This is a genomic window from Fibrella aestuarina BUZ 2 (genome assembly GCF_000331105.1).
GTDB classification, from domain to species: domain Bacteria; phylum Bacteroidota; class Bacteroidia; order Cytophagales; family Spirosomataceae; genus Fibrella; species Fibrella aestuarina.
In genome coordinates, this window is record NC_020054.1 from 3,314,631 (window position 1) to 3,335,227 (window position 20,597).

At 58.3% G+C, this 20,597-nt stretch carries 10 protein-coding genes and 1 pseudogene; 4 read left to right on the plus strand and 7 right to left on the minus strand.

Features of this window, described 5'->3' with window-relative positions; all coding sequences use genetic code 11:
* The first annotated feature begins 149 nt into the window (after window positions 1-149).
* A complete protein-coding gene (locus tag FAES_RS13530) occupies window positions 150-1,049 on the plus strand; it encodes a TraB/GumN family protein (RefSeq protein WP_229364480.1) in 900 nt (299 codons plus the stop codon).
* Window positions 1,050-1,123: 74 nt separating this feature from the next.
* Here the strand turns inward: FAES_RS13530 and FAES_RS13535 are convergent, their stop codons facing one another.
* The 3 genes from FAES_RS13535 to FAES_RS13545 all read right to left on the minus strand — a co-directional run bounded on the left by FAES_RS13535 (window position 1,124) and on the right by FAES_RS13545 (window position 5,923).
* On the minus strand, window positions 1,124-4,183 hold the full coding sequence (locus FAES_RS13535; RefSeq protein WP_041257860.1) for a PD-(D/E)XK nuclease family protein: 3,060 nt from the start codon (window positions 4,181-4,183) through the stop codon (window positions 1,124-1,126).
* A 167-nt stretch (window positions 4,184-4,350) separates the two neighbouring features.
* Window positions 4,351-5,217: a sugar phosphate isomerase/epimerase family protein gene (locus tag FAES_RS13540; RefSeq protein ID WP_015331786.1), complete on the minus strand. Its 867-nt coding sequence runs from the start codon at window positions 5,215-5,217 to the stop codon at window positions 4,351-4,353.
* A 106-nt stretch (window positions 5,218-5,323) separates the two neighbouring features.
* Window positions 5,324-5,923 (minus strand): MiaE family protein, encoded by a 600-nt coding sequence (locus tag FAES_RS13545; protein ID WP_015331787.1) that lies wholly within the window; start codon window positions 5,921-5,923, stop codon window positions 5,324-5,326.
* Window positions 5,924-6,037: 114 nt separating this feature from the next.
* On the opposite strand from FAES_RS13545, the pseudogene leuS reads away from it, so the two are divergent.
* Together leuS and FAES_RS13555 are read left to right on the plus strand one after the other, a co-directional pair.
* Window positions 6,038-8,939, plus strand: a pseudogene (gene leuS, locus FAES_RS13550) (leucine--tRNA ligase).
* A 186-nt stretch (window positions 8,940-9,125) separates the two neighbouring features.
* On the plus strand, window positions 9,126-13,358 hold the full coding sequence (locus tag FAES_RS13555) for an SdrD B-like domain-containing protein (RefSeq protein WP_015331790.1): 4,233 nt from the start codon (window positions 9,126-9,128) through the stop codon (window positions 13,356-13,358).
* Between the two features lie 13 nt (window positions 13,359-13,371).
* On the opposite strand, the gene FAES_RS13560 is transcribed toward FAES_RS13555, so the two are convergent.
* Window positions 13,372-14,145, minus strand: a complete 774-nt coding sequence (locus FAES_RS13560; protein ID WP_015331791.1) for a 5'-methylthioadenosine/adenosylhomocysteine nucleosidase — start codon at window positions 14,143-14,145, stop codon at window positions 13,372-13,374.
* Between the two features lie 83 nt (window positions 14,146-14,228).
* Here FAES_RS13560 and FAES_RS13565 point away from each other — a divergent pair, with 83 nt between their 5' ends.
* Entirely contained in the window at window positions 14,229-15,794 is a 1,566-nt protein-coding gene (locus FAES_RS13565; protein WP_148289359.1) for a sensor histidine kinase, read from the plus strand.
* Here FAES_RS13565 and FAES_RS13570 read toward each other — a convergent pair.
* The 3 genes from FAES_RS13570 to FAES_RS13580 all read right to left on the minus strand — a co-directional run bounded on the left by FAES_RS13570 (window position 15,791) and on the right by FAES_RS13580 (window position 20,468).
* Window positions 15,791-16,516: a glucosamine-6-phosphate deaminase gene (locus FAES_RS13570; RefSeq protein WP_015331793.1), complete on the minus strand. Its 726-nt coding sequence runs from the start codon at window positions 16,514-16,516 to the stop codon at window positions 15,791-15,793. The genes FAES_RS13565 and FAES_RS13570 overlap by 4 nt on opposite strands.
* Before the next feature lie 151 nt (window positions 16,517-16,667).
* Window positions 16,668-18,932 carry an aconitate hydratase gene (locus FAES_RS13575; RefSeq protein ID WP_015331794.1) on the minus strand — a complete coding sequence of 755 codons (2,265 nt, stop codon included), beginning with the start codon at window positions 18,930-18,932 and terminating at the stop codon, window positions 16,668-16,670.
* Between the two features lie 216 nt (window positions 18,933-19,148).
* On the minus strand, window positions 19,149-20,468 hold the full coding sequence (locus FAES_RS13580) for an amidohydrolase (protein ID WP_015331795.1): 1,320 nt from the start codon (window positions 20,466-20,468) through the stop codon (window positions 19,149-19,151).
* Between the last annotated feature and the right edge of the window lie 129 nt (window positions 20,469-20,597).

Here is a 20,597-nt window from a genome sequence, read left to right on the forward strand (position 1 = left end):
GCTAACCGTTTGTTTATCGTAACGGTAATTCATAAACGCATTGGTTAAGGTAATAAATGAGCAGAAAGTCATCGATAAACCGCTTTTCTCGTTGCTATTTTGTCCTGACGAACGGGGCCTGTTTACGTACACGCACCGCGCTATACCTCTTGAAACGAACGAATTACCTGCTTACGGCCTGCCTGTTGCTATGGCCTGCCCTATACGGTCAGGTGCTGGCGCAGGACGCGGCTCTGTTCTACGAAATTACGGGGAAAAATCTACCGGCCCCATCCTATCTCTTCGGCACCTTCCACCTGATCTGCCCAACCGACCTGACGCTGACCGAAGGAACGCGGCGGGCCTTTGCCCAAACCCAGCAGCTTTATCTGGAACTGGACGTAGACGACACGACGGTAATGGCTCAGATGCAGCAAGCCATTCTGCTGCCAGCGGGCAAATCGGTGCGCGATTACCTCGTTCGGGAGGAGTATGACCTGCTCGACACGTACCTGCGCTCGTCGGTGGGGCTGGGGCTCGATCAGTTGGGGAGCGTCAAACCGCTGGGCCTGATATCGATGGTGTACGTGTCGATGCTGCGTTGCGAACCTGCTTCCTACGACCTGACCCTGGCGCAACTGGCTGCCGACACCCACAAGGAGGTGCTGGGCCTGGAACCCCTGAGCGATCAGTTGAATGCCCTCGACCGAAAACCCCTTTCGACGCAGTACAACGAACTGGTGGACATGGTACGCAACCCAAAACAGGCGCAGGCAGAGTTTAACGAACTGCTGGCCGCCTACAAAACGGGCGATCTGACCAAACTCAGCGACCTGATGAAAGCCAGCAAGTATGCGGGCGACCTGAAGGAGCTTGAAGACAACCTGCTCAATGCCCGCAACGCCAACTGGATTCCCGTGATAGAGCGGGCCGCCAGCACCAAACCAACGTTCTTTGCCTTCGGGGCGGCGCATCTGATGGGCGAAAACGGCGTGGTCGCGCTGCTTCGTCGCCAGGGATACACCGTGCTCGGTATCTACGAATGCAAGATGGAGCCGGTGAAAAAATAATGTATACTGTAGGATGGATAATGAATAATGGTGTTCGCGTCGGCAATAGTCCCGCTCGAGCCATTATCCATTCTTCACCGCCCGCAGATCTTGTTGTAGTGGCAATACTGGCACTGCTCGATCTGGTTGGTCATGGCAAAGGGCTGGGCTTTATCGAACATGCGCTTCACCATTTGCCGAAGCAGGTTTTCGGTTTCGGTAATGTAAGTAGCGGGGTCGTTGTCGTCGGAGAAAGCGACGCGGTTGCTCAGGAAACGCGGGTCTTTCTGAAAGGTGCGGAGTGAATAGAACCCCGCCTCCACAGGTACGTTGGGGTACTGATTCTCTTTAAGAATCAGGTATTTATATAACCAAAGCTGCCTGATTTTTTCCCAGCGATTGCCTTCGTCGGCCAGCAACATCAGCGACTCACCCAGCGTGGCGGGGTCGACTTTGGTCGGCAGATCGACCTTGCCCGATTTGTAATCGACGATGCGGATTGTGCCGTTGGCGAGGCGTTCGAGCCGGTCGATTTTGCCGCCCAGTTTTACCGTCACCACCTCGCCATTGCCCAGATCGACCGGCAGGTACGTGATCAGGGTACGTTCGGTGGCCAGCACGGTAATGCCTTTGTCGAGGGTTTCGCGGTTCTGATAGTCCTGAAACGCCTGCATCAGGTCGTGGGCCAGCTGGTAAAACAGCAGGTTGTAGCCCGTATCCGACACGCGCCCGCCCATTACGTTGCGGTATTCGCGGTCGAGCAGCGTTTTCACCACCTCCTGCGTAACGGGCTTGCCCAGCATCCGGTACTCCTTGTCGAGGTTTTCCATGGTGTTGTGCAGCCAGGTGCCAAATTCGGCCACGTCGATGCGCTCGTCGACCTCTTCTTCTTCCCGAATGCCCACAATCCGTTCAAAATAAAACCGCATTGAGCAGGCGACGAAGTGATTCAGCGCGGTTGGAAAGAGGCCGCGCTCGGTCAGGTACGTTTTCAGGCTCTCGCGGATCGTCTCGGTCTTGGGTACGTTCAAGACGACGCTGTCGGGGCGGTCGGCGTGGTCTACGCGCAACAGGGGTTTTGTGAGGCGAATGTTGCCTTTGGCAGCAGGGACCAGCTCGTGCTCGATCTGGCGCAGAAACCGGCTGGGTTCGCCTTTGCCCTTGCCATACGCATCGGTTGCCGTGGTGTACAGAAACGTGACGTCGGTGGCGCGTTGCAGCAGCCGGTACAGGTGGTAGGCCGTAATGGCTTCCTGCTCGCGGTAGGTAGGCAGGCCCACTTCTGTGGCAATGTCGAAGGGAATGAGCGAGTTGAGGTGGCGCGACTGCGGCATGATGCCCTCGTTGGCCGACAGCACAATCACCCGGTCGAAGTCGAGCGTCCGGGTTTCGAGCAGACCCATCAACTGCACGTGGCTGTCGCCTTCGCTCGTGAAGGGGATGGTCGTCTGCCGGATCAGTTCGTACAGAAACTGCTGGAAGCTTTTCAGCGTCACGGCCGGTGAGCCCGGCGTCTGAGCCTGTCGGGTGAGCGTGGTTTCGAGTTGCTTCAACAGGCTGAAAAACAGGTACAGGTATTCGATCTCGATGGTGTCCTGCGCGTCTCGGTACACCTCACGCAGCAGATCAACAAGATTGAACAGGGCGCGGATCGCCACTGCGGGCTCGTTGGCGGGCCAGCGTTTGAAGAGCACATCGAACAGCTGATCGCCCTGCCCCAGTTCGAGCAGTTCCTGTTCGTCGAGGTAGGCACGTTTGCCCGTCACCACTTCCGCCAACATCCAGTCGATCAGCGGTTTGGGTAGCTCGTTGTCCCGATCGGGAGCCATGAGCGCGTGGATCTTCTCGTACTGCCGCACAAACGGGTGGTTCAACAGCTTCACGACCTGCCGGTGGTGAAATTTCGGCACTTTCTCGGCAGGCTGACCCGGCGTTTTGAATTCCATCAGCGTGCGCTGCATCTCAAACAGCGTATCGATCAGCGTGAACAGCAGCGAGTTGCGCAGCGTCAGACCCATCGTGACGTTCAGTTCGCGCACCGACTCGTGCAGGGCGTACAGCACTGGCACAAGCAGCGTTTCATCGGCCAGAACGATAGCCGTGCGGGCGGCCCCTGACCCCACCCCCGGCCCCTCCCCTTGAACTAAGGGGAGGGGAGTTTGCTCGCGAAGCGTTTGCCCCCCTCCCCTTAGTTCAAGGGGAGGGGCTGGGGGTGGGGTAGTCGACACCAACTGCCCGGCTACTTTGGCTTGCAGGGAAGCGGTGGGCAGGCCCATCATCTGGAGCTGTTTGGCGGTGGTCGTGAGGCTGTCGCCGACGGTGACGGTCTGGGCGTCGCCCTGACCAACGTACCCGGAGCGGTCTTTGAAGCCAGGCAGGCCGCTGTCTTTGTATTTACGCAGGAAAAAACCCGCCTCCTGCTCGCGGTCGGCGAGGTAATAGCTGTCGGCGTCCCAGATCAGCTCGGCGCGGTCGGTGCTGGTGAGTACCCGGATGATGTGTTCTTCGCAGGCCGAGAGCGCATTAAACCCGACGAAATAGATTTTTTCGTAGATACCTGGCTTATCAACAACCAACGAACGCACCCCGTCGGCCAGCAGGCGATAGGCCATGCCCCGGTAGGCCAGTTCGTTAGCCAGCAGGCGTTTGCGGAGCTTGTAGTAGGCGGCTTTGAGGTTGCTGAACAGCCCGAAGTAATGCGAGAGGGCCTTGCTGTCTGTTTTGAAGGGCAGCTGTTGCGGCTGATCGGGCGACCAGCGCTCAAGGGCTTTGGCTTCCGTGAGGTAATCGAACAGGTGATCGGGATCAATACGGTAGAGGTCGATGCGGTCGAGGTCGGCCAGCAGCACCGATGCCCAGCCCACAAACTGCTCGAATTCGACGTTTTTGTCGAGTTCCCGGAAAACTTCGTAGAGTTCAAACAGCAGACTGACGTTGTCGATCAGTTGCACGCCGGCCGCTTCAGTGATGAAATCATCGACCGCCACCATGTGCGGGGCCAGCATGGGCCGGTCGGTGAGTTGGGTGAGTTCCTGCTCGAAGACCATCACGGCGCGGCGGGTGGGCAAAATCACCCAGACGTTGTCCATCGGTTGATGGACCTTCGCGCTGTGTTTGGCGAAAATATAATTGGCTGTCTGTTGAAGAAACGTCACGGTAAGCGGGCTAACGGATAACGAAGATACGCCCGTTGCGCCTAATCCCTGTTAAGTAACTCCACACTATAGAGACGTCTCCTGACAGAGTGGCGGCTTATGCACCAGCCTGTCAGCGGAATAGCAACAAAAAGGCCGCTCTTCTTAGGAGCGGCCTTTCTAACCGTTTACACGCTCAGCTTTTTCACGTTGGCGAAGCTGATGGCGATGGCTTCGAGCGGGGTGCCTTTGCTCACCACATCCTGCTCCACGAAGAAGTGTTTGATCCCCGCCGTTTTGCGGGCGTCCATGATCCGCTGGAAGTTGATCGAGCCGGTGCCTACCTCGGCAAACTCGCGCTTTTCGGTCTTGGCAATGTCTTTCAGGTGCACCATCGGGAAGCGGCCGGGGTTTTCCTTGAACATGGCTACGGGGTCTTTGCCCGCAAACGTAGCCCAGTAGAGGTCCAGCTCCATCTTCACCAGGTTCGGGTCGGTGCCTTTCAGCAGCAGGTCATACGGCACCTGCCCTTCGAGCGGCTGGAATTCAAAATCGTGGTTGTGGTAGGCAAACTGAATACCCGCTTTCTTACAGGCTTCGGCCGATTTATTGAACAGATCGACGTAGCGTTTGTAATCGTCGAGCTTGGTGCGTTCCTGCGGAAACAGATAGGCGCAAACCATGTACGACTGGCCCAGCTCTTTGGCGTGGTCGATGGCCTTATCCCAGTCTTTCTGCATCTGTGGGACCAGGAAGTGACCGCTGGGGGCTTTCAGGCCCAGCCCGTCGAGCATCGAACGGAGTTCTTTCGGCGTTTTGCCAAAATAGGTGCCGTTGTTGTAGCCAAACAGCTCCAGCTCTTTGTAGCCGATCTCGGCCACGCTTTTCAACGTGCCGGCCAAATCTTTACTCACTTCGTTGCGAAGCGTATACAATTGCAGCCCAACGCTGCTGAGGGGTTTGGCCAGTGCTGCGGTGCGGCTCAGGAACGGCAGTGAAAGGGCCAGTGCGCCGCTGGCTTTCAGGAAATCCTTGCGCGAAATAGAGTTAGTCATGAGAGGTTGGCGGTTGTCGTTTAAGGCTTGTTGGTACGCAATTACGCGAACGGCCGTTGAACTGAGTCAAACAACGCCAAACCTTAAACGACAAACCCTAAACTTTTTAATGCATTCGGTCGCCGCGTATGTCCATATTGGCCAAAATTCGTGCTTCCAGCGCCAGAATTTCTTTCCAGCGCTGCCGCACCCGCCCGGCGTCCACGTAGGTTTCGGCCAGTTCGATGAAGTTGCGATAATGGCCTGCCTCCGAAATCATCAGTTCGTGGTAAAACCGGCGAAGGCCCTCGTCGGTCAGGTGCTCCGAGAGTAGCTTGAACCGCTCGCAGCTCCGGGCCTCGATCAGCGCATTGAGCAGCAGCCGTTCCATGAGTTGATCGTAATAATCGCCCGAAGCGCGCAATTCGGCTTGCAGGGCGTTGACGTATAAGTCTTTGCGTTGGCGGCCCAGCGGCAGGTTTCGCTTGCGTAGTTCTTTCAGCACCCGTTGAAAATGACCCCACTCTTCGGCTACCACGGGCGTCAGCATGTCCACCAGCTTCACTTTGTCCGAATACTGCACGATGAGCGAAATGCACGACGAGGCGGCTTTCTGCTCGCACCAGGCGTGATCGGTCAGGATGTCGCCGATGTTCATTTCGGCAATGTTGACCCAGCGCGGGTCGGTCGGGAGTTCAAGCCCAAGGGTGGTAAGTGACGTAGCCATCAGACCAGTTTCCGGTTAGTGTTTTCGCTTTCAGCGGCTTCGGCGAAGGACTCATTGAGCACTCCGAACCCAACTGAGAACGGAAAACTCCAAACGGAAAACTATTTTTGCAACATGTCTGATTACAACCATCGCGAAACCGAACAGAAATGGCAACGTTTCTGGAAAGAAAATAACACCTACAAGACTGAAAACCAGTCGGACAAGCCCAAATATTATGTGCTCGATATGTTTCCGTACCCGTCGGGGGCCGGGCTGCACGTGGGGCATCCGCTGGGCTACATCGCGTCGGATATCGTGGCGCGCTACAAACGGCTGAAAGGCTTCAACGTGTTGCACCCGATGGGCTTCGACTCGTTTGGGTTGCCCGCCGAGCAATACGCCATTCAGACCGGCCAACACCCGGCCCTGACGACCGAACAAAACCTGGCGCGCTACACCGAGCAGCTCAAAAATATTGGCTTCAGCTACGACTGGAGCCGCGAAGTACGCACCTCCGACCCGAATTACTACAAGTGGACGCAGTGGATCTTCATGGAGTTGTTTCGGTCGTGGTATAACCGCGATACCGACAAAGCCGAACCCATCGAAACACTGCTGGCCAAATTCGCTGAGAACGGTACGGCGGGCGTCAACGCGGTCTGTGCCGATGGCGTCGCTTCGTTCACCGCTGCCGAGTGGAACGCCAAATCGGCCGAAGCGCAATACGCGATCACGCTCGACTACCGGCTGACGTACCTGGCCGATGCGCTGGTGAACTGGTGCCCGGCATTGGGCACGGTGCTGGCCAACGACGAAGTGAAAGATGGCCCCAACGGGCGCGTGTCGGAGCGGGGCGGCTACCCCGTCGAGATGAAGCTCATGCGCCAGTGGATGATGCGCATCACGGCCTACGCCGACCGCCTGCTGACTGGCCTCGACACCATCGACTGGTCGGAATCCATCAAGGAACAACAACGCAACTGGATCGGCCGCAGCGTGGGGGCCAGCGTGACGTTTGCGCTGGCAAACGAAGCCGCCGACCCGGCGGCGGGAGTGTCAGCCATCGAGGTGTTCACTACCCGCGTCGATACCATCTACGGCGTCACGTTTATGGTGCTGGCGCCGGAGCACGAACTGGTGCCGAGCCTGACCACGCCCGAACAGCGCGAGGCCGTGGAGGCCTATGTGACCGCCGCCAAACTCCGCTCGGAGCGCGACCGCATGGCCGATACCAAAACCGTGTCGGGTGTGTTTACGGGTAGCTATTGCATCAATCCCATCAGCGGGGCGCAGGTGCCGATCTGGCTGGCCGACTATGTGCTGGCGGGTTACGGCACGGGCGCGGTCATGGCTGTACCATCGGGTGATCAGCGCGACTACGGGTTCGCCAAACAGTATGACCTGCCGATCGTCCCGATTCTCGACGCGCAAAAGGGGTTAGATGAACAGGCTGACAACACCAAGGAAGGCCACTACATCAACTCAGACGTGATCAACGGCCTGACCTATGCCGAGGCGACGGCCAAACTGATTGCGTTGCTGGAAGAAAAAGGCATGGGCAAAGGCAAGGTAAACTACCGCCTGCGCGACGCCGTGTTCAGCCGCCAGCGCTACTGGGGCGAACCCGTGCCGGTCTATTTCAAGCCCCGCACCGACGGGCAGGGTGTGTTACCGTACCTGATCGACGAGGCCGACCTGCCGCTCGAACTGCCCGCCATCGACAAATACCTGCCGACTGAAACCGGCGAACCCCCGCTGGGCCGGGCCGAAGGTTGGACATATAACCCCACCCATCCCTCCCCTGAATTCAGGGGAGGTGCCGCAGGCGGAGGGGTACGAATACGAACTCAGCACCATGCCGGGCTGGGCGGGGTCGTCGTGGTACTGGTACCGCTACATGGACCCGCAGAATACCGGCGAGTTTGCCTCCCGCGCTGCCATCGACTACTGGCAGGACGTCGACCTGTACATGGGCGGTTCGGAGCACGCGACGGGCCATCTGCTCTACAGCCGTTTCTGGAATAAATTCCTGAAAGACCGTGGGTACGTACCCCAGGAAGAGCCGTTCAAGAAGCTCATCAACCAGGGCATGATTCAGGGGCGATCGATGCTGGTATATCGTCTGGAAGGAACGGGTATGCACGGGCAAGCCCCCGTGTTCGTCTCGGCTGGTCTGAAAGATCAATACCAGACAACCGAACTGCACGTCGATGTCAATATTGTCAACAACGATGTGCTCGACACAGAAGCCTTCCGTAACTGGTTGCCCGATTACGCCAATGCCGAGTTTGTCCTCGAAAATGGGAAGTACATCTGCGGAAGCGCAGTCGAGAAAATGTCGAAGCGCTACTACAACGTGGTTAATCCCGACGATGTAGCTGAACGTTACGGGTCAGACGTACTGCGCCTGTACGAAATGTTTCTCGGTCCGCTCGAACAGGCTAAACCCTGGAGTACCAGCGGTATCGACGGCACGTTCCGGTTCCTGCGGAAGCTCTGGCGGTTATTCTACAAAGACGTACCTAACACGGATGATACGATCTGGATCGTGACCGACGAAGCGCCGACCAAAGAGGAACTGAAGGTGTTGCACAAGACCATCAAAAAGGCGCAGGAAGACATCGAGCACTATTCGTTCAACACCTCGGTGTCGGCGTTTATGGTGTGCGTGAATGAACTAGCGACGCTGAAGTGCCACAAACGGGCTATTTTGCAGGAGTTGGTGCTGCTGGTCTCACCCTACGCGCCCCACATCGCCGAAGAGCTTTGGGCGGCGCTGGGCAACGTACCCGGCACGGTATCGAAGGCAACGTACCCAGCTTTCAACCCGCAGTACCTGGTCGAAGAGGCCTTTGAATACCCCATTCAGATCAACGGCAAGGTGCGCACGACCATCAGCTTCCCGCTCGATCAGCCCAGCGCCGCCATCGAGCAGGACGTACTGGCCAACGAGGTTGTGCAGAAATGGCTCGAAGGCAAAACGCCGAAGAAGATCGTTGTGGTGCCGAAGCGTATCGTGAACGTGGTGCTGTAGGCCTTATTCGCTAACAGCGAACCTGATAAACAACACAGTAAAACCGCTGATAGAGCGCCTAAAAGGTTGCCTGTCAGCGGTTTTGTGCATTTCTGGTAAAAAAGTTACTGTAAATAAATCATTCTGGTTCTTACCGGCATGTCATTTGTGGCGAGCACTATCAAATGTACTCAGCTTAATATATAAATGTCTTTGTTTGGTCAGACTAGTAACTACGACAGCGACTGGATTCAACGCAGAAATTGGTATCGGTTCATCATCGCCACCTGGCTATTCGTCGGGTTATGTACAGCAGGTTACAGTCAGTCTGTACAGCTTCAGTTTAACTCCGTCGTTAATTTACCCACCACCACCAGCGTTGTTAGTTGCTCGGCTTTCACCGTCGATATGAGCTACGGGGTGGTCAGTCCCACCACCGCTGCCTCCGACGCACGGGTCATTCTGCCATTGAGAGGCCTGACGTATAACAGCATCGTTACCACCCCTGATGTAACAACGGCCATCGTTCGGGGAACGTCGCCGAACGATACGCTGATTGTGGTGATGAAAAGCCCGTTGGCAGCGGGGTCAGCCGGAACGGTTACGGCCAATCTGCAATTTCCCTGCGGCACGGCGTGTTCGGGAACGACCGCCGCCGTTCGTCCTTACTTCAACGCCACCAACGCCACGGTTCAGGCTACGACTAACCCTGTTTCCCTGACGGCGCGCTCCGTCGATCCGGGTTACCAGATCAATGTGCTGTCGACGGCCTACAACGGCAGTACCCGCCGGGGAACCTATACGGTTCGGATAACGCCCACCACAACGCCGACAAACTACCTGGCTCTGACCAGCCAGGCGATGTCGCTGACCGTGCCAGCGGGTGTAAACGTGATCACACCGGCGGGGGGCGGCACCCGGACCAATTTTCCGACCACAATAACCGGCGGGAGTTTTACGCCCACGTCGACGACGGCCGCCGGGGCGGGCGGAACCAGAATCATCACCTGGACCAACCTGCCCACGTTTTACCGGGGTGGCAATTTTGATATTACGGGCGTGGTGCTTGAATACCCACCGGCGCTGTTTCCGGTCAATTCTGCGGTTGTGCTCAACTCAGCCTTCAGCGGCGTATTGTCGACGTCGGCCTGCGGAACTACGTCGGGAACCAGGTCCTTTACGCAGGTCGTAACCGATTTCTCGGCGGCGCCGGGGGCGACGGGCTGCTCCTCGTCGACGCTGCTGGCTGGCCTGTATAACGGCACGGTGGGGAACGGAAACGCTATTTTCGTGGGTAAAGCCAACCAGGCCCGGATCACGCTGCCCATCTCCAATACGGGTAACGTCACGCTGACCAACCTCACGTACACCATCGACATACCAACCAACGAGTTAAACGCGACCGTGGTAGGGCTCAGTGGAAGTAACGGGCCAACGGGGAGTGTTGCCTATCAGACCAACCTCAATCCGGCGTATCGAGCCCTGGGTACGACGCCACTAACGATCGGCGCAACCCGGTCATTCTCGCTGGCGAACGGGGAATACGTAACAAAGGTGCAGGTCACATCGACATCGCTGGCGGCGGGTAGCAATATGTCGGTCTACGTCAACGCGTCGCAGTTATCGCCGCTCCGCAATGGGAACGCGGTCAACGCGTCGCCGCTCAATACGTTCGCGATCGCCAGCAATGCGACCAAGAACACTTGCTACGGCGGATACACCTGCGCGACCACGTCGGTAACGGTCACGGCCGAGTACAGCGGCAGTGCCGTGCTGAACCAGACCTGTTCGGGGTCGCGGGTTATTGTGCAGCCCGCCGCCAGTTTGCAAACGTTCGCAAAGACTATACCCGTGGTGCCGTCGTCCTACGTACCTGGCACGGTCTACCAGTACCGCGTTCAATTCACGCCAATCACGGCCGGGGATACACTACGGAACTTCGTGCTGACTGATGTTCTACCGGCATCGCTGGAGTATGCAGGCAACCTGCGTTACAGCAATTCCACCACGTACCCAACCAGCAGCGTCACGTTCACGTCAGGTACGTCGGTACCCGTCTTTAGCCGGTCGGGGCAGACACTCACCTGGAGTTGGGCGGCTCTGCCAGCGGCGGCAGGTAAGATTGTGTCGCCCCTCGATCACTACATCTTCTTCGATGTCCGGATCAGACCGGGTACGTCCAGCAACATCACCAACTGCATCAGCGCCACCGCCACCAGCGCTTACTTCTCGTCAACGTCGGCCTGCGCCCCAGCGGTTACCCTCAATCCACTGGCTAAAATCGACGCTATCAAATGGGTGCGGGGTGATCTGGACCGCAACTACACCCGGTTCCCAAAAGTGGGCCATACCACGGACGGCGGGCGGTCAGATTATCGGTTTGTGCTGGTCAATCCGGGCAACGTCGCCTTTAAAAACATCGTCCTGGTGGACATCTTTCCCTGGATTGGCGATAAGACCATCGCGGCCGACTATGATCGCCTGTCGGAGTGGCGTCCTCAACTGGTTCAGACGCTGCGGTTCTACACCAAATCGTCGGCCGATTCGGCCAAACCCGCCTCAACAACCATTGCTACGCCCGCCAACGTAACGGTGTCGTATTCCACGCAGACCAACCCCTGCCGGTCAGAATTCACCCCGCCCTACAGCCCGTCGGGTTGCGTTGCCAATGCCTGGACGGTCACGCCCCCGGCTGACCTGAGTACCGTGCAGGCCATCAAAATCAATATTGCGGGGCCTTTCGTAGCGGGCGATACGCTGGTATTCGGCGTGTCCATGCGCTCGCCACCCGGTACCGAGCTTGGAAAGGCGGCCTGGAATTCGTTTGCCTATCAGGCTACCCGAAACGACAACAACACGATTCTGCCCGTGGCTGAACCCAACAAAGTAGGGATCGACGTGAAGCGGTTTCCGGCCATTGGTGATTACGTCTGGATGGATGCCAACGCGAATGGGAAGCAGGACGAACCGGCCAGTGCGGGGGTCAACGGGGTGTCGGTGCAACTTTGGTCACCGGGCGGCGATGGCCTGCGCGGTACCGACGACGATTTTCTGGTAGGTACCAAGGTCACGGCCAACAACGCGGACGGTAACCCTGGGTATTATCGGTTCGACAGTCTGTTCGCTGAAACCTATTACCTGCGCTTTATTGCCCCTGCCGGGCAGGCGTTTACCCGCCAGAATGCCGCAGGTGTAAGCAGTGCGCTGGATAGCGACCCCGACGGCGTTAGCGGCTGGACCGAGCTTACGACGCTGGACCCCGACGAACAGGATTTTACCTGGGATGCGGCCCTTTGCATTATTCCTAACGCGGGTCCCGACCAGCTTGTGTGTTCGCCAATCACCAGCGTTAAACTGCCAGATGCCACAGGCCTGGAAAGCTGGACCGTCGCCGCAGGGAATCCACCCGGCGCCAGCATCAACGCACAAACCGGGCAGGTGACCGGTCTTGCCACGGGTGTCTACCGGTTCATACTGACCATTGGCGGTGGCTGTGTCGATACCGTCGTGGTCGACCGCCGCCCGCCGGCCACGGCTACGGTTTCCAACGCGACGCCCTGTACGGGAGAGTCAGTAACGCTGACCGCAGGGGCGGCTGGCACGCAGGCAACGTACCTGTGGACGGGCCCCGCCAGTTATTCGGCCAGCGGGCCGGTTGTGGTGCTGCCCGCCGTCACCAGCGCCCAAACCGGCAGCTACACGCTGAAACTAACGGACGCCGGTTGCGTATCCACTACCGCGCTTACCCTATCCGTCAATAGCCCACCCCAGCTGACCACGCAGGTCGGCTCCTGTTCCGCAACGACGAATCAGTATAGCGTACGAGGTAGCCTGACGGTTACGAATCCCGGTGGCGCCACGGTGATCATTACCGACACGGATGGCATGCGTAGCGTCAGTCTGGTGGTCATTCCTACCCAGGCGACAACGCCCTATGCGCTGACGGGATTGATCAGTAACGGGGTGTCGCACACCGTCACGGCCACGTACGGCCCCGCCTATTGTGTGCCTACCAGCCAGACCTACGTGGCGCCCGTGTCGTGCTCCTGCGTGGTGTCGGCGGCAATCACGTCGGCTGCCTGCCAGCCGAACGGCACCTACACCAACCTGACGGACGATTACATTCAGCCCGTTGTGCTGGCCAATAGCACACAGCCGGGGGCTGCGGGGCGCTTTGCGGTAATCCTCAATGCCAATGCTGACGGAACGGGCGGCACCGTGCTAAACGTGGGCGGCACGCCCTACGGACAGGCTGTTTCTGTGGGCACCCCCGGTCAATTTCCAGCCGATAACGTGTCGATGTATCGATTGACCATTCGGGATGTGTCGACCCCTGCCTGCCTGACTACGGTGCTGACGCCCACGGTACCCGCCTGTTCAAGCTGTGCGCCGCCCGCCTGCGTGGTGCCTAAACTGGAGCGCCAGGCGGTTCGGCCGTGAGTTAATCAATGAGTCAGAGTGCTTCGACTACCGCCCGCACGACCTTCGCCGAGTTGCTGGCGGCGGTGCTCAGAAAAGCCAGCAGATCGATAACTGCGTGGCTGTCGGCCCGGTCGCTGAGGCTACGAATCACTAGACAGGGAATGCCCTGCTGATAGCAGACCTGCGCCACGGCGGCGCCTTCCATCTCGATGGCGTCGGCCTCGTATTCGGCCCGAATGGCTTCCGCCCGTGGGGCTGAGTGAATGAATTCGTCGCCGGTCAGAATGCGCCCCACGATGGCTTTGGGTGGTCGTTCACTGCCGGGGATCATGGCCAGGTCGAGCGATTGAGTGGCCTGCTCGGCCAGGCTGAGTAGGGTAGGGTCGGCGGGGAAGTAGAGTGGGTTCAGCGTAAACGATACCGGGTGCATGCTCTGCCGCGTCGGCTCCATCGTCAGCGTGACCGACCGAACGTCGTGGTAGCCCACCTCGCCGCCAATCACAATATCGCCGGGTTGCAGATCGTGCCGAACGCCACCCGCGATGCCCGTGAAAATGACCTGCCTGGGTTGAAAGTGCGCCATCACCAGCGCCGTTGTCAGGGCAGCGTTGGTCTTGCCAATGCCCGTCAGGGTGACCACCACGCGCTGTTGCCCCAACTGCCCCGTTACAAACCGATGTCCGTTCAGTGTTTGTGCGGTCGCCCCGTCGAGCGAGGCTTCGATGAGTTTAACTTCCTCGCCAAAGGCCCCTAATAAGGCAATATAAGGCTGTAGCGATGATTGTGGTAGAGTCTGTGCTTGCATGGCGCGAAGTTACGTTGGCAACTTTTAGCTACCTTGCAAAAGGCGCATGCCTACCTTCCTCAGTGTAACCGAACAACATTTTTGTGCCTTCTTCACCGTCAACCAATCCCCTAAAAACACCGTCAACCGCCGCTCCCCTTCCTCCTGATGCCGCCCCACCCTGGTTGCCAGACCTGATTCGGCTCGTTCCGATGGGTGTGGTCGTCACCACAAGCGTGCGTAATGAGTCGGGAGAAATCGTCGATTTTGAAGTGATCTGGTTCAACCAGAAAGCGGTCGAGATCGGCACGTCCAACAGCCCGGTCTATCAGTTGGGGGCTCGGATCATGACCCTGGTGCCTGCCTTGCGGCAGTCGCACCTGCCCCGCCTTCGTGCCTTGGTGGAGAACCAAGAGGCATTTACGGAAGCCTACGAATCAACGGCACATCGCCACTTCCGGAATACCTATGTGCCCTTCAACGATGGGTATGTCCTGTATTTCGACGAAAACACCGCCCTGACGACGGCCACCCTGCTCCAGCGTATCCTGGATAGCACCCCGGCCGCCATCATGTTTTTCAAAGCCATCCGGGAGGGCGGCACCATCGTCGATTTTGAGTGGATAACCGTCAACCGCCGGGCCGTGGAGATAACCGGTCTGTCGGCCGATCAACTGTTGCATCGCCGGCTGCTGGACGTACATCCGCACAACCGGGCATTGGGCTTATTCGACGCCTACGTGACGGTGGTCGAAACGGGCGAACCCTACCAGACCGAAACGAACTACGCACGGGATGGGGTGAATGGCTGGTTTACCGTAGCGGCGATCCGCCACGACGACGGCATCATCCTGCACACGCTCGATATCACCACCCGTAAGCAGTCGGAACTGGCCGTTGAGGAGCAATCAAAAAGGCTCCAGCAGATGAACCGCGAATTGCGGCAGATGAACGAAAACCTGCAGCAGTTTGCCTATTCGTCGAGCCACGATTTGCAGGAGCCGCTGCGCAAGATCCAGACCTTTGCCGATCTGTTGCGGACCAACTACGCCCCGCAGTTAGGCGAGGGCGCCGATCTCGTCAACCGCATGCATAGCTCCGCCGAGCGGATATCGGTACTGATTCGGGATTTGCTGATGTTTTCGCGGCTGGGGGTGTTGTCCAACGATTTCAGAGCCGTCGATCTGAATACGACTGTGCAGGAGGTGATCAGCCTTCGGCAGCAGCAGATCGATCAGGCCGGGGCCATTCTCTGCGTCGCGCCGCTGCCGACCATCCACGGCAACAAGGTACAACTAGTGCAGTTGATCGATTGCTTGCTGTCCAATGCGCTCAAATACCAGCCCGAAGGGCAGCGCCCGCAGATCGACATTACGTCGCAACCGGCTGGGTACATAAGCCCGGCGATAGACGATTCGCCCGCACCCCGGCGGGCCTACTGCCAGCTCACGGTAACCGACAACGGCATCGGTTTCGACCCCAAACATACCGAGCGCATCTTCCAGATGTTTCAGCGCCTGCACAGCCGCAACAGCCCGTACGGTGGCACGGGTATCGGGCTGGCCGTAGCGCGTCGGATCGTGGAAAATCATGGCGGCTTCATCACGGCTCAGGTCCGGACCGATGCGCCGGGTTCCGTCTTTACTGTCTACCTGCCCGTGGTTGATTAAGCCGCCGGTTTGGCTGCTGCCTCATCGAGCCATACCCGCGCGTTGGGGTGCGTCTGTATGATGCTGGCAGGCACCTGCTCGGTAACGGGGCCGTGGAGTGCTGCCTGCATGATCGTAGCCTTGCGCGGTCCGCTGGCCATCAGCATCACTTCGCGAGCGTCGGTGAGGTGTCGCAGGCCGAGCGTAATGCCCTGCGTGAGTGGCGTTGCCTGCGTAAAGTATTTCTGCCCCACGCTGATCGTGCTTTCGGCCAGTTGGGAGACATGGCAGCGGAGCGTAAACGACGTACCTGGCTCGTTGAGGGCAATATGCCCGTTGACGCCAATCCCCACCAGCAGGAAATCGAGCCCCCCCGCGTCGGCAATGATACGGTCGATCCGGTGGCACTCGGCCTGCAAATCGTCGGCTTTGGCATCGAAATAGGCAATCTGTTCGGGCCGAATCCGGGCGGGCGTAAACAAGTCTTTGTAGAGGTAATAGGCACAACTGCCCACGTCGGCGGGACCAAAACCAACCCATTCGTCGAGCCCGACAAACAGGCAGTGGTTCAGATCGAGCTCGCCAGCCTGTGCCATCGCGTTCAACTGCTGAAAGGTGCCAATCGGCGTGTCGCCGGAGGCCAGGCAAAGCACGGCATTGGGTTTCTGCCGGATGAGGTGGGCAATGTGGTGGGCAGCCTGTTGCGACAGCGCTGCATAATCGGGGAAAACGCGTACGTCCATACGTACCCAAAGCAATCGCTACTTACTTTTTCCTGATGGACCTAAACGCAACGTACCCAGTAACCGATGACGACCGTCATCGGTTACTGGGTACGTTGCGTGGTAATAGACCTTATAGGTTTCAAAAACCTATAAGGTCTAAAATGGACGATTACTGAACCTGTTGTTTGATCAGGTTCAGGGCCGAGCCGGCTTTGAACCACTCGATTTGCCCCTGGTTGTAGGTATGGTTCACGGGGAACTCATCGCTCGTACCATCGGCATGGTGCAACACCACCGTCAGCGGCTGGCCGGGCGCGAAGGTCGTCAGCCCCTTGATGTCGATGCTGTCGTCTTCCTGCACTTTCTCGTAATCGGCCGGATTCACAAACGTCAGCGCCAGCATACCCTGCTTCTTGAGGTTCGTTTCGTGGATACGGGCAAATGACCGCACCAGAATCGCCCGAACGCCCAGGAAACGGGGCTCCATCGCCGCGTGTTCGCGGGATGAGCCTTCACCGTAGTTTTCGTCGCCAACCACTACCGAACCGATGCCGGCGGCTTTGTAGGCGCGCTGTACCGCCGGTACTTCGCCATATTCACCGGTGAGTTGGTTCTTCACCGAGTTGGTTTTCTCGTTGTAGAAGTTCACCGCCCCAATGAGCATGTTGTTCGAAATGTTGTCGAGGTGACCACGGTATTTCAGCCACGGCCCCGCCATCGAAATGTGGTCGGTCGTACACTTGCCTTTCGCTTTGATCAGCAGTTTCAGACCGCTCAGGTCGGTGCCTTCCCAGGCCGGGAACGACTCCAGCAGTTGCAGCCGATCCGAGGTGGGCGATACCAATACCTGAACTCCCGACCCGTCGGCGGCAGGCGCCTGATAACCCGCGTCTTCAACGGCATAGCCCTTGATGGGTTGCTCGATGCCTTCCGGCTCGTCGAGTTTTACCTGCTCACCGGCTTCGTTGGTCAGCGTGTCGGTCATGGGGTTGAACGTCAGGCTACCGGCAATGGCGAAGGCCGTCACGATTTCGGGCGAGGCCACGAAGGCGTGCGTGCTGGCGTTGCCGTCGTTCCGCTTCGCGAAGTTCCGGTTAAACGACGTGATGATTGAGTTCTGACGGGTGGGGTCGTCCATGTGCCGCGCCCACTGCCCGATGCAGGGACCGCAGGCGTTGGCCAGTACCACGCCGCCCATGTTTTCGAACGTACCCAGCAGGCCATCGCGCTCGGCCGTGTACCGCACCAGTTCCGAACCGGGCGTTACGGTGAATTCCGACTGCACTTTCAGGTTTTTGCTAACCGCCTGCTCGGCTATCGACGCTGAGCGGGTAAGGTCTTCGTAGCTTGAGTTGGTGCACGAGCCGATCAGACCCACGTCGAGCTTCTCGGGCCAGTTGTTTTCCTTCACCGCTTTGGCGAAGTTCGACAGCGGCCAGGCCAGATCGGGCGTAAACGGACCGTTGATGTGTGGTTCCAGCGTGTCCAGGTCGATCTCGATCAGTTGATCGTAATACGTAGCCGGGTCGGCGTACACCTCGTCATCAGAGCGCAGGTCTTGCTTCACGGCTTCGGCCGCGTCGGCAATATCGGCGCGGTTGGTGGCGCGGAGGTAGTTGGCCATCTTCTCATCATAGGCGAAAATCGACGTGGTCGCGCCAATTTCTGCCCCCATGTTGCAGATCGTGCCTTTGCCTGTTGCCGAGAGGCTTTCGGCGCCGTCGCCAAAATACTCAACGATGCAGCCCGTACCGCCTTTAACGGTCAGGATGCCCGCCACGCGCAGAATTACGTCTTTGGCCGATGCCCAGCCGCTCAGTTTGCCCGTCAGCTTCACGCCGATCAGTTTGGGCATTTTCAGCTCCCAGGGCAGGCCTGCCATCACGTCGCAGGCGTCGGCACCACCCACCCCGATGGCGATCATGCCAAGGCCACCCGCGTTGGGCGTGTGTGAGTCAGTCCCGATCATCATGCCGCCGGGGAAGGCGTAGTTTTCGATCACCACCTGGTGGATGATCCCGGCACCCGGCTTCCAGAAACCGATGCCATATTTATTGGAGATCGACGCCAGAAAGTCGTAGACCTCTTTGTTTTTGTCGTTGGCGGTAGCCAAATCCTGATCGGCCCCAACTTTAGCCTGGATAAGGTGATCGCAGTGTACGGTTGAGGGTACGGCTACCTGCGGGCGACCCGCCTGCATGAATTGCAGCAGGGCCATCTGAGCGGTAGCATCCTGCATGGCTACCCGGTCGGGGGCGAAATCGACATAGGCCTTGCCCCGCTCAAACGCCTGTGACGCAGCGCCGGCAGAAAGGTGGGCATATAAAATTTTCTCCGACAATGTCAGCGGGCGACCAACGACCTGCCGGGCGGCCTCAACGCGCTCGCCCAAGCCGGCATATACGCGCTGAATCATGTCTACATCAAAAGCCATAAAGAGCAAAAGATAAACGGGTGAATGAAAGAGACTCTGTTATAAAAACAACCGCCGAGTAGCGGGGCTGGTTCACGGGCGTAAAATTAGGGGAAATAAGGAGACGGTAGAAAATACGAAAGGAGGCGGAGGCAAGGAGATCGGAATTTCGCGGGCAACGTACCTGCGCCAAGTTCCTGATTCCTGGCTTCCGCCTCCTGTTCTGCCGGTCTGCCGTTACTTCTTCTTTTCCATATAATCGACCGTGAGGTAGCAGAGCGAACGTACCCCAAGGTTAAAACAGCTTTCGTCGATCTGGAAATCAGGGGTGTGGTGCGGGGCGGCGTCTTCCACCCGCTTGCCTTTGGTCATGCCGCCCAGGAAATAAAAGAAGCCGGGCACTTTCTGCTGGTAAAACGAGAAATCTTCGGCACCGGTCTGAGCAGGGGTCAGTTTGATGTTGTCTTTCCCCGCCAGTCCTTCCAGCGTCGGCACCATCCGGTCGGTGAGGGCCGGGTCGTTGTAGGTGACCGGGTACATAATATCGATCTTCACGTCGGCTTTGGCTCCGGCACTCTCGGCAATGTTGGTTGCTATTTCGTTGATGCGGCGGTGAACCAGCTGCTGCGCCTCGGGGCTAAACGTGCGGATGGTGCCGATCATGCTGGCGTCTTCGGGGATGATGTTCTGCCGAATACCGCCGTGCAGCGCGCCCACCGTCACGACGGCGGCGTTGTCGGTCAGCACCACGTTCCGGCTGACGATCGTTTGCAGCCCCATTACCACCTGCGCAGCTGTCACGATCGGGTCCACACCCGACCAGGGGGCGGCGCCGTGCGTCTGTTTACCCCGAATCTTGATGGCGTACTGATCAACGGCGGCCATCGTGGCGCCGGGCCGGTACTTGATCGTACCCACTTCGGTCTGCGAGTTGATGTGCAACCCGAAAATGGCGTCGACCTTGGGGTTTTCCAGCACGCCTTCTTTGACCATGAGCTGAGCACCGCCCTCTTCACCAACGGGCGCCCCTTCTTCGGCAGGCTGGAAGATGAACTTCACTGTGCCTTTCAACTCACTTTTCATCCCGGCGAGTACTTCGGCCGCGCCCATCAGCATGGCTACGTGTGTATCGTGCCCACAGGCATGCATCACGCCCGTTTGCTGGCTATTAAATTCGGTCTTAACCGTCGACTTGAAGGGCAGATCGACGCGCTCGGTCACGGGCAGACCGTCCATGTCGGCGCGTAGGGCCACCACCGGTCCGGGTTTGCCGCCGCGAAGGATGCCCACCACGCCGGTTTTGGCAACGCCGGTTTGCACTTCGATGCCCAAGGCGTGGAGGTGAGCGGCAATTTTACCCGCCGTGCGGTTTTCACGGTTGCCTAGTTCGGGATTTTGGTGGAAATCGCGCCGCCACGTAACCACTTTCGCCTCAACGGCTGTGCTGGCTTTGTCGATTTGGGCTTTCAGCGCGGCGGGCGCTTGACCGATGGCCGATGAGCCGGTCAACAGACCAAGACCCAAGGTGCTAAGTAGTGCGTACTGGTTGTAGTTCATAAGAAGTCGATCATCATGTACGGAGAGGAAGTGGCCAAGTTAAGGGTTAATCGGCAACATACAGAACAGGCACTTTTATAGAAATAAGTTTATGGTTTAGTGACATAGGTATTTATGTGCAGGTTGTTA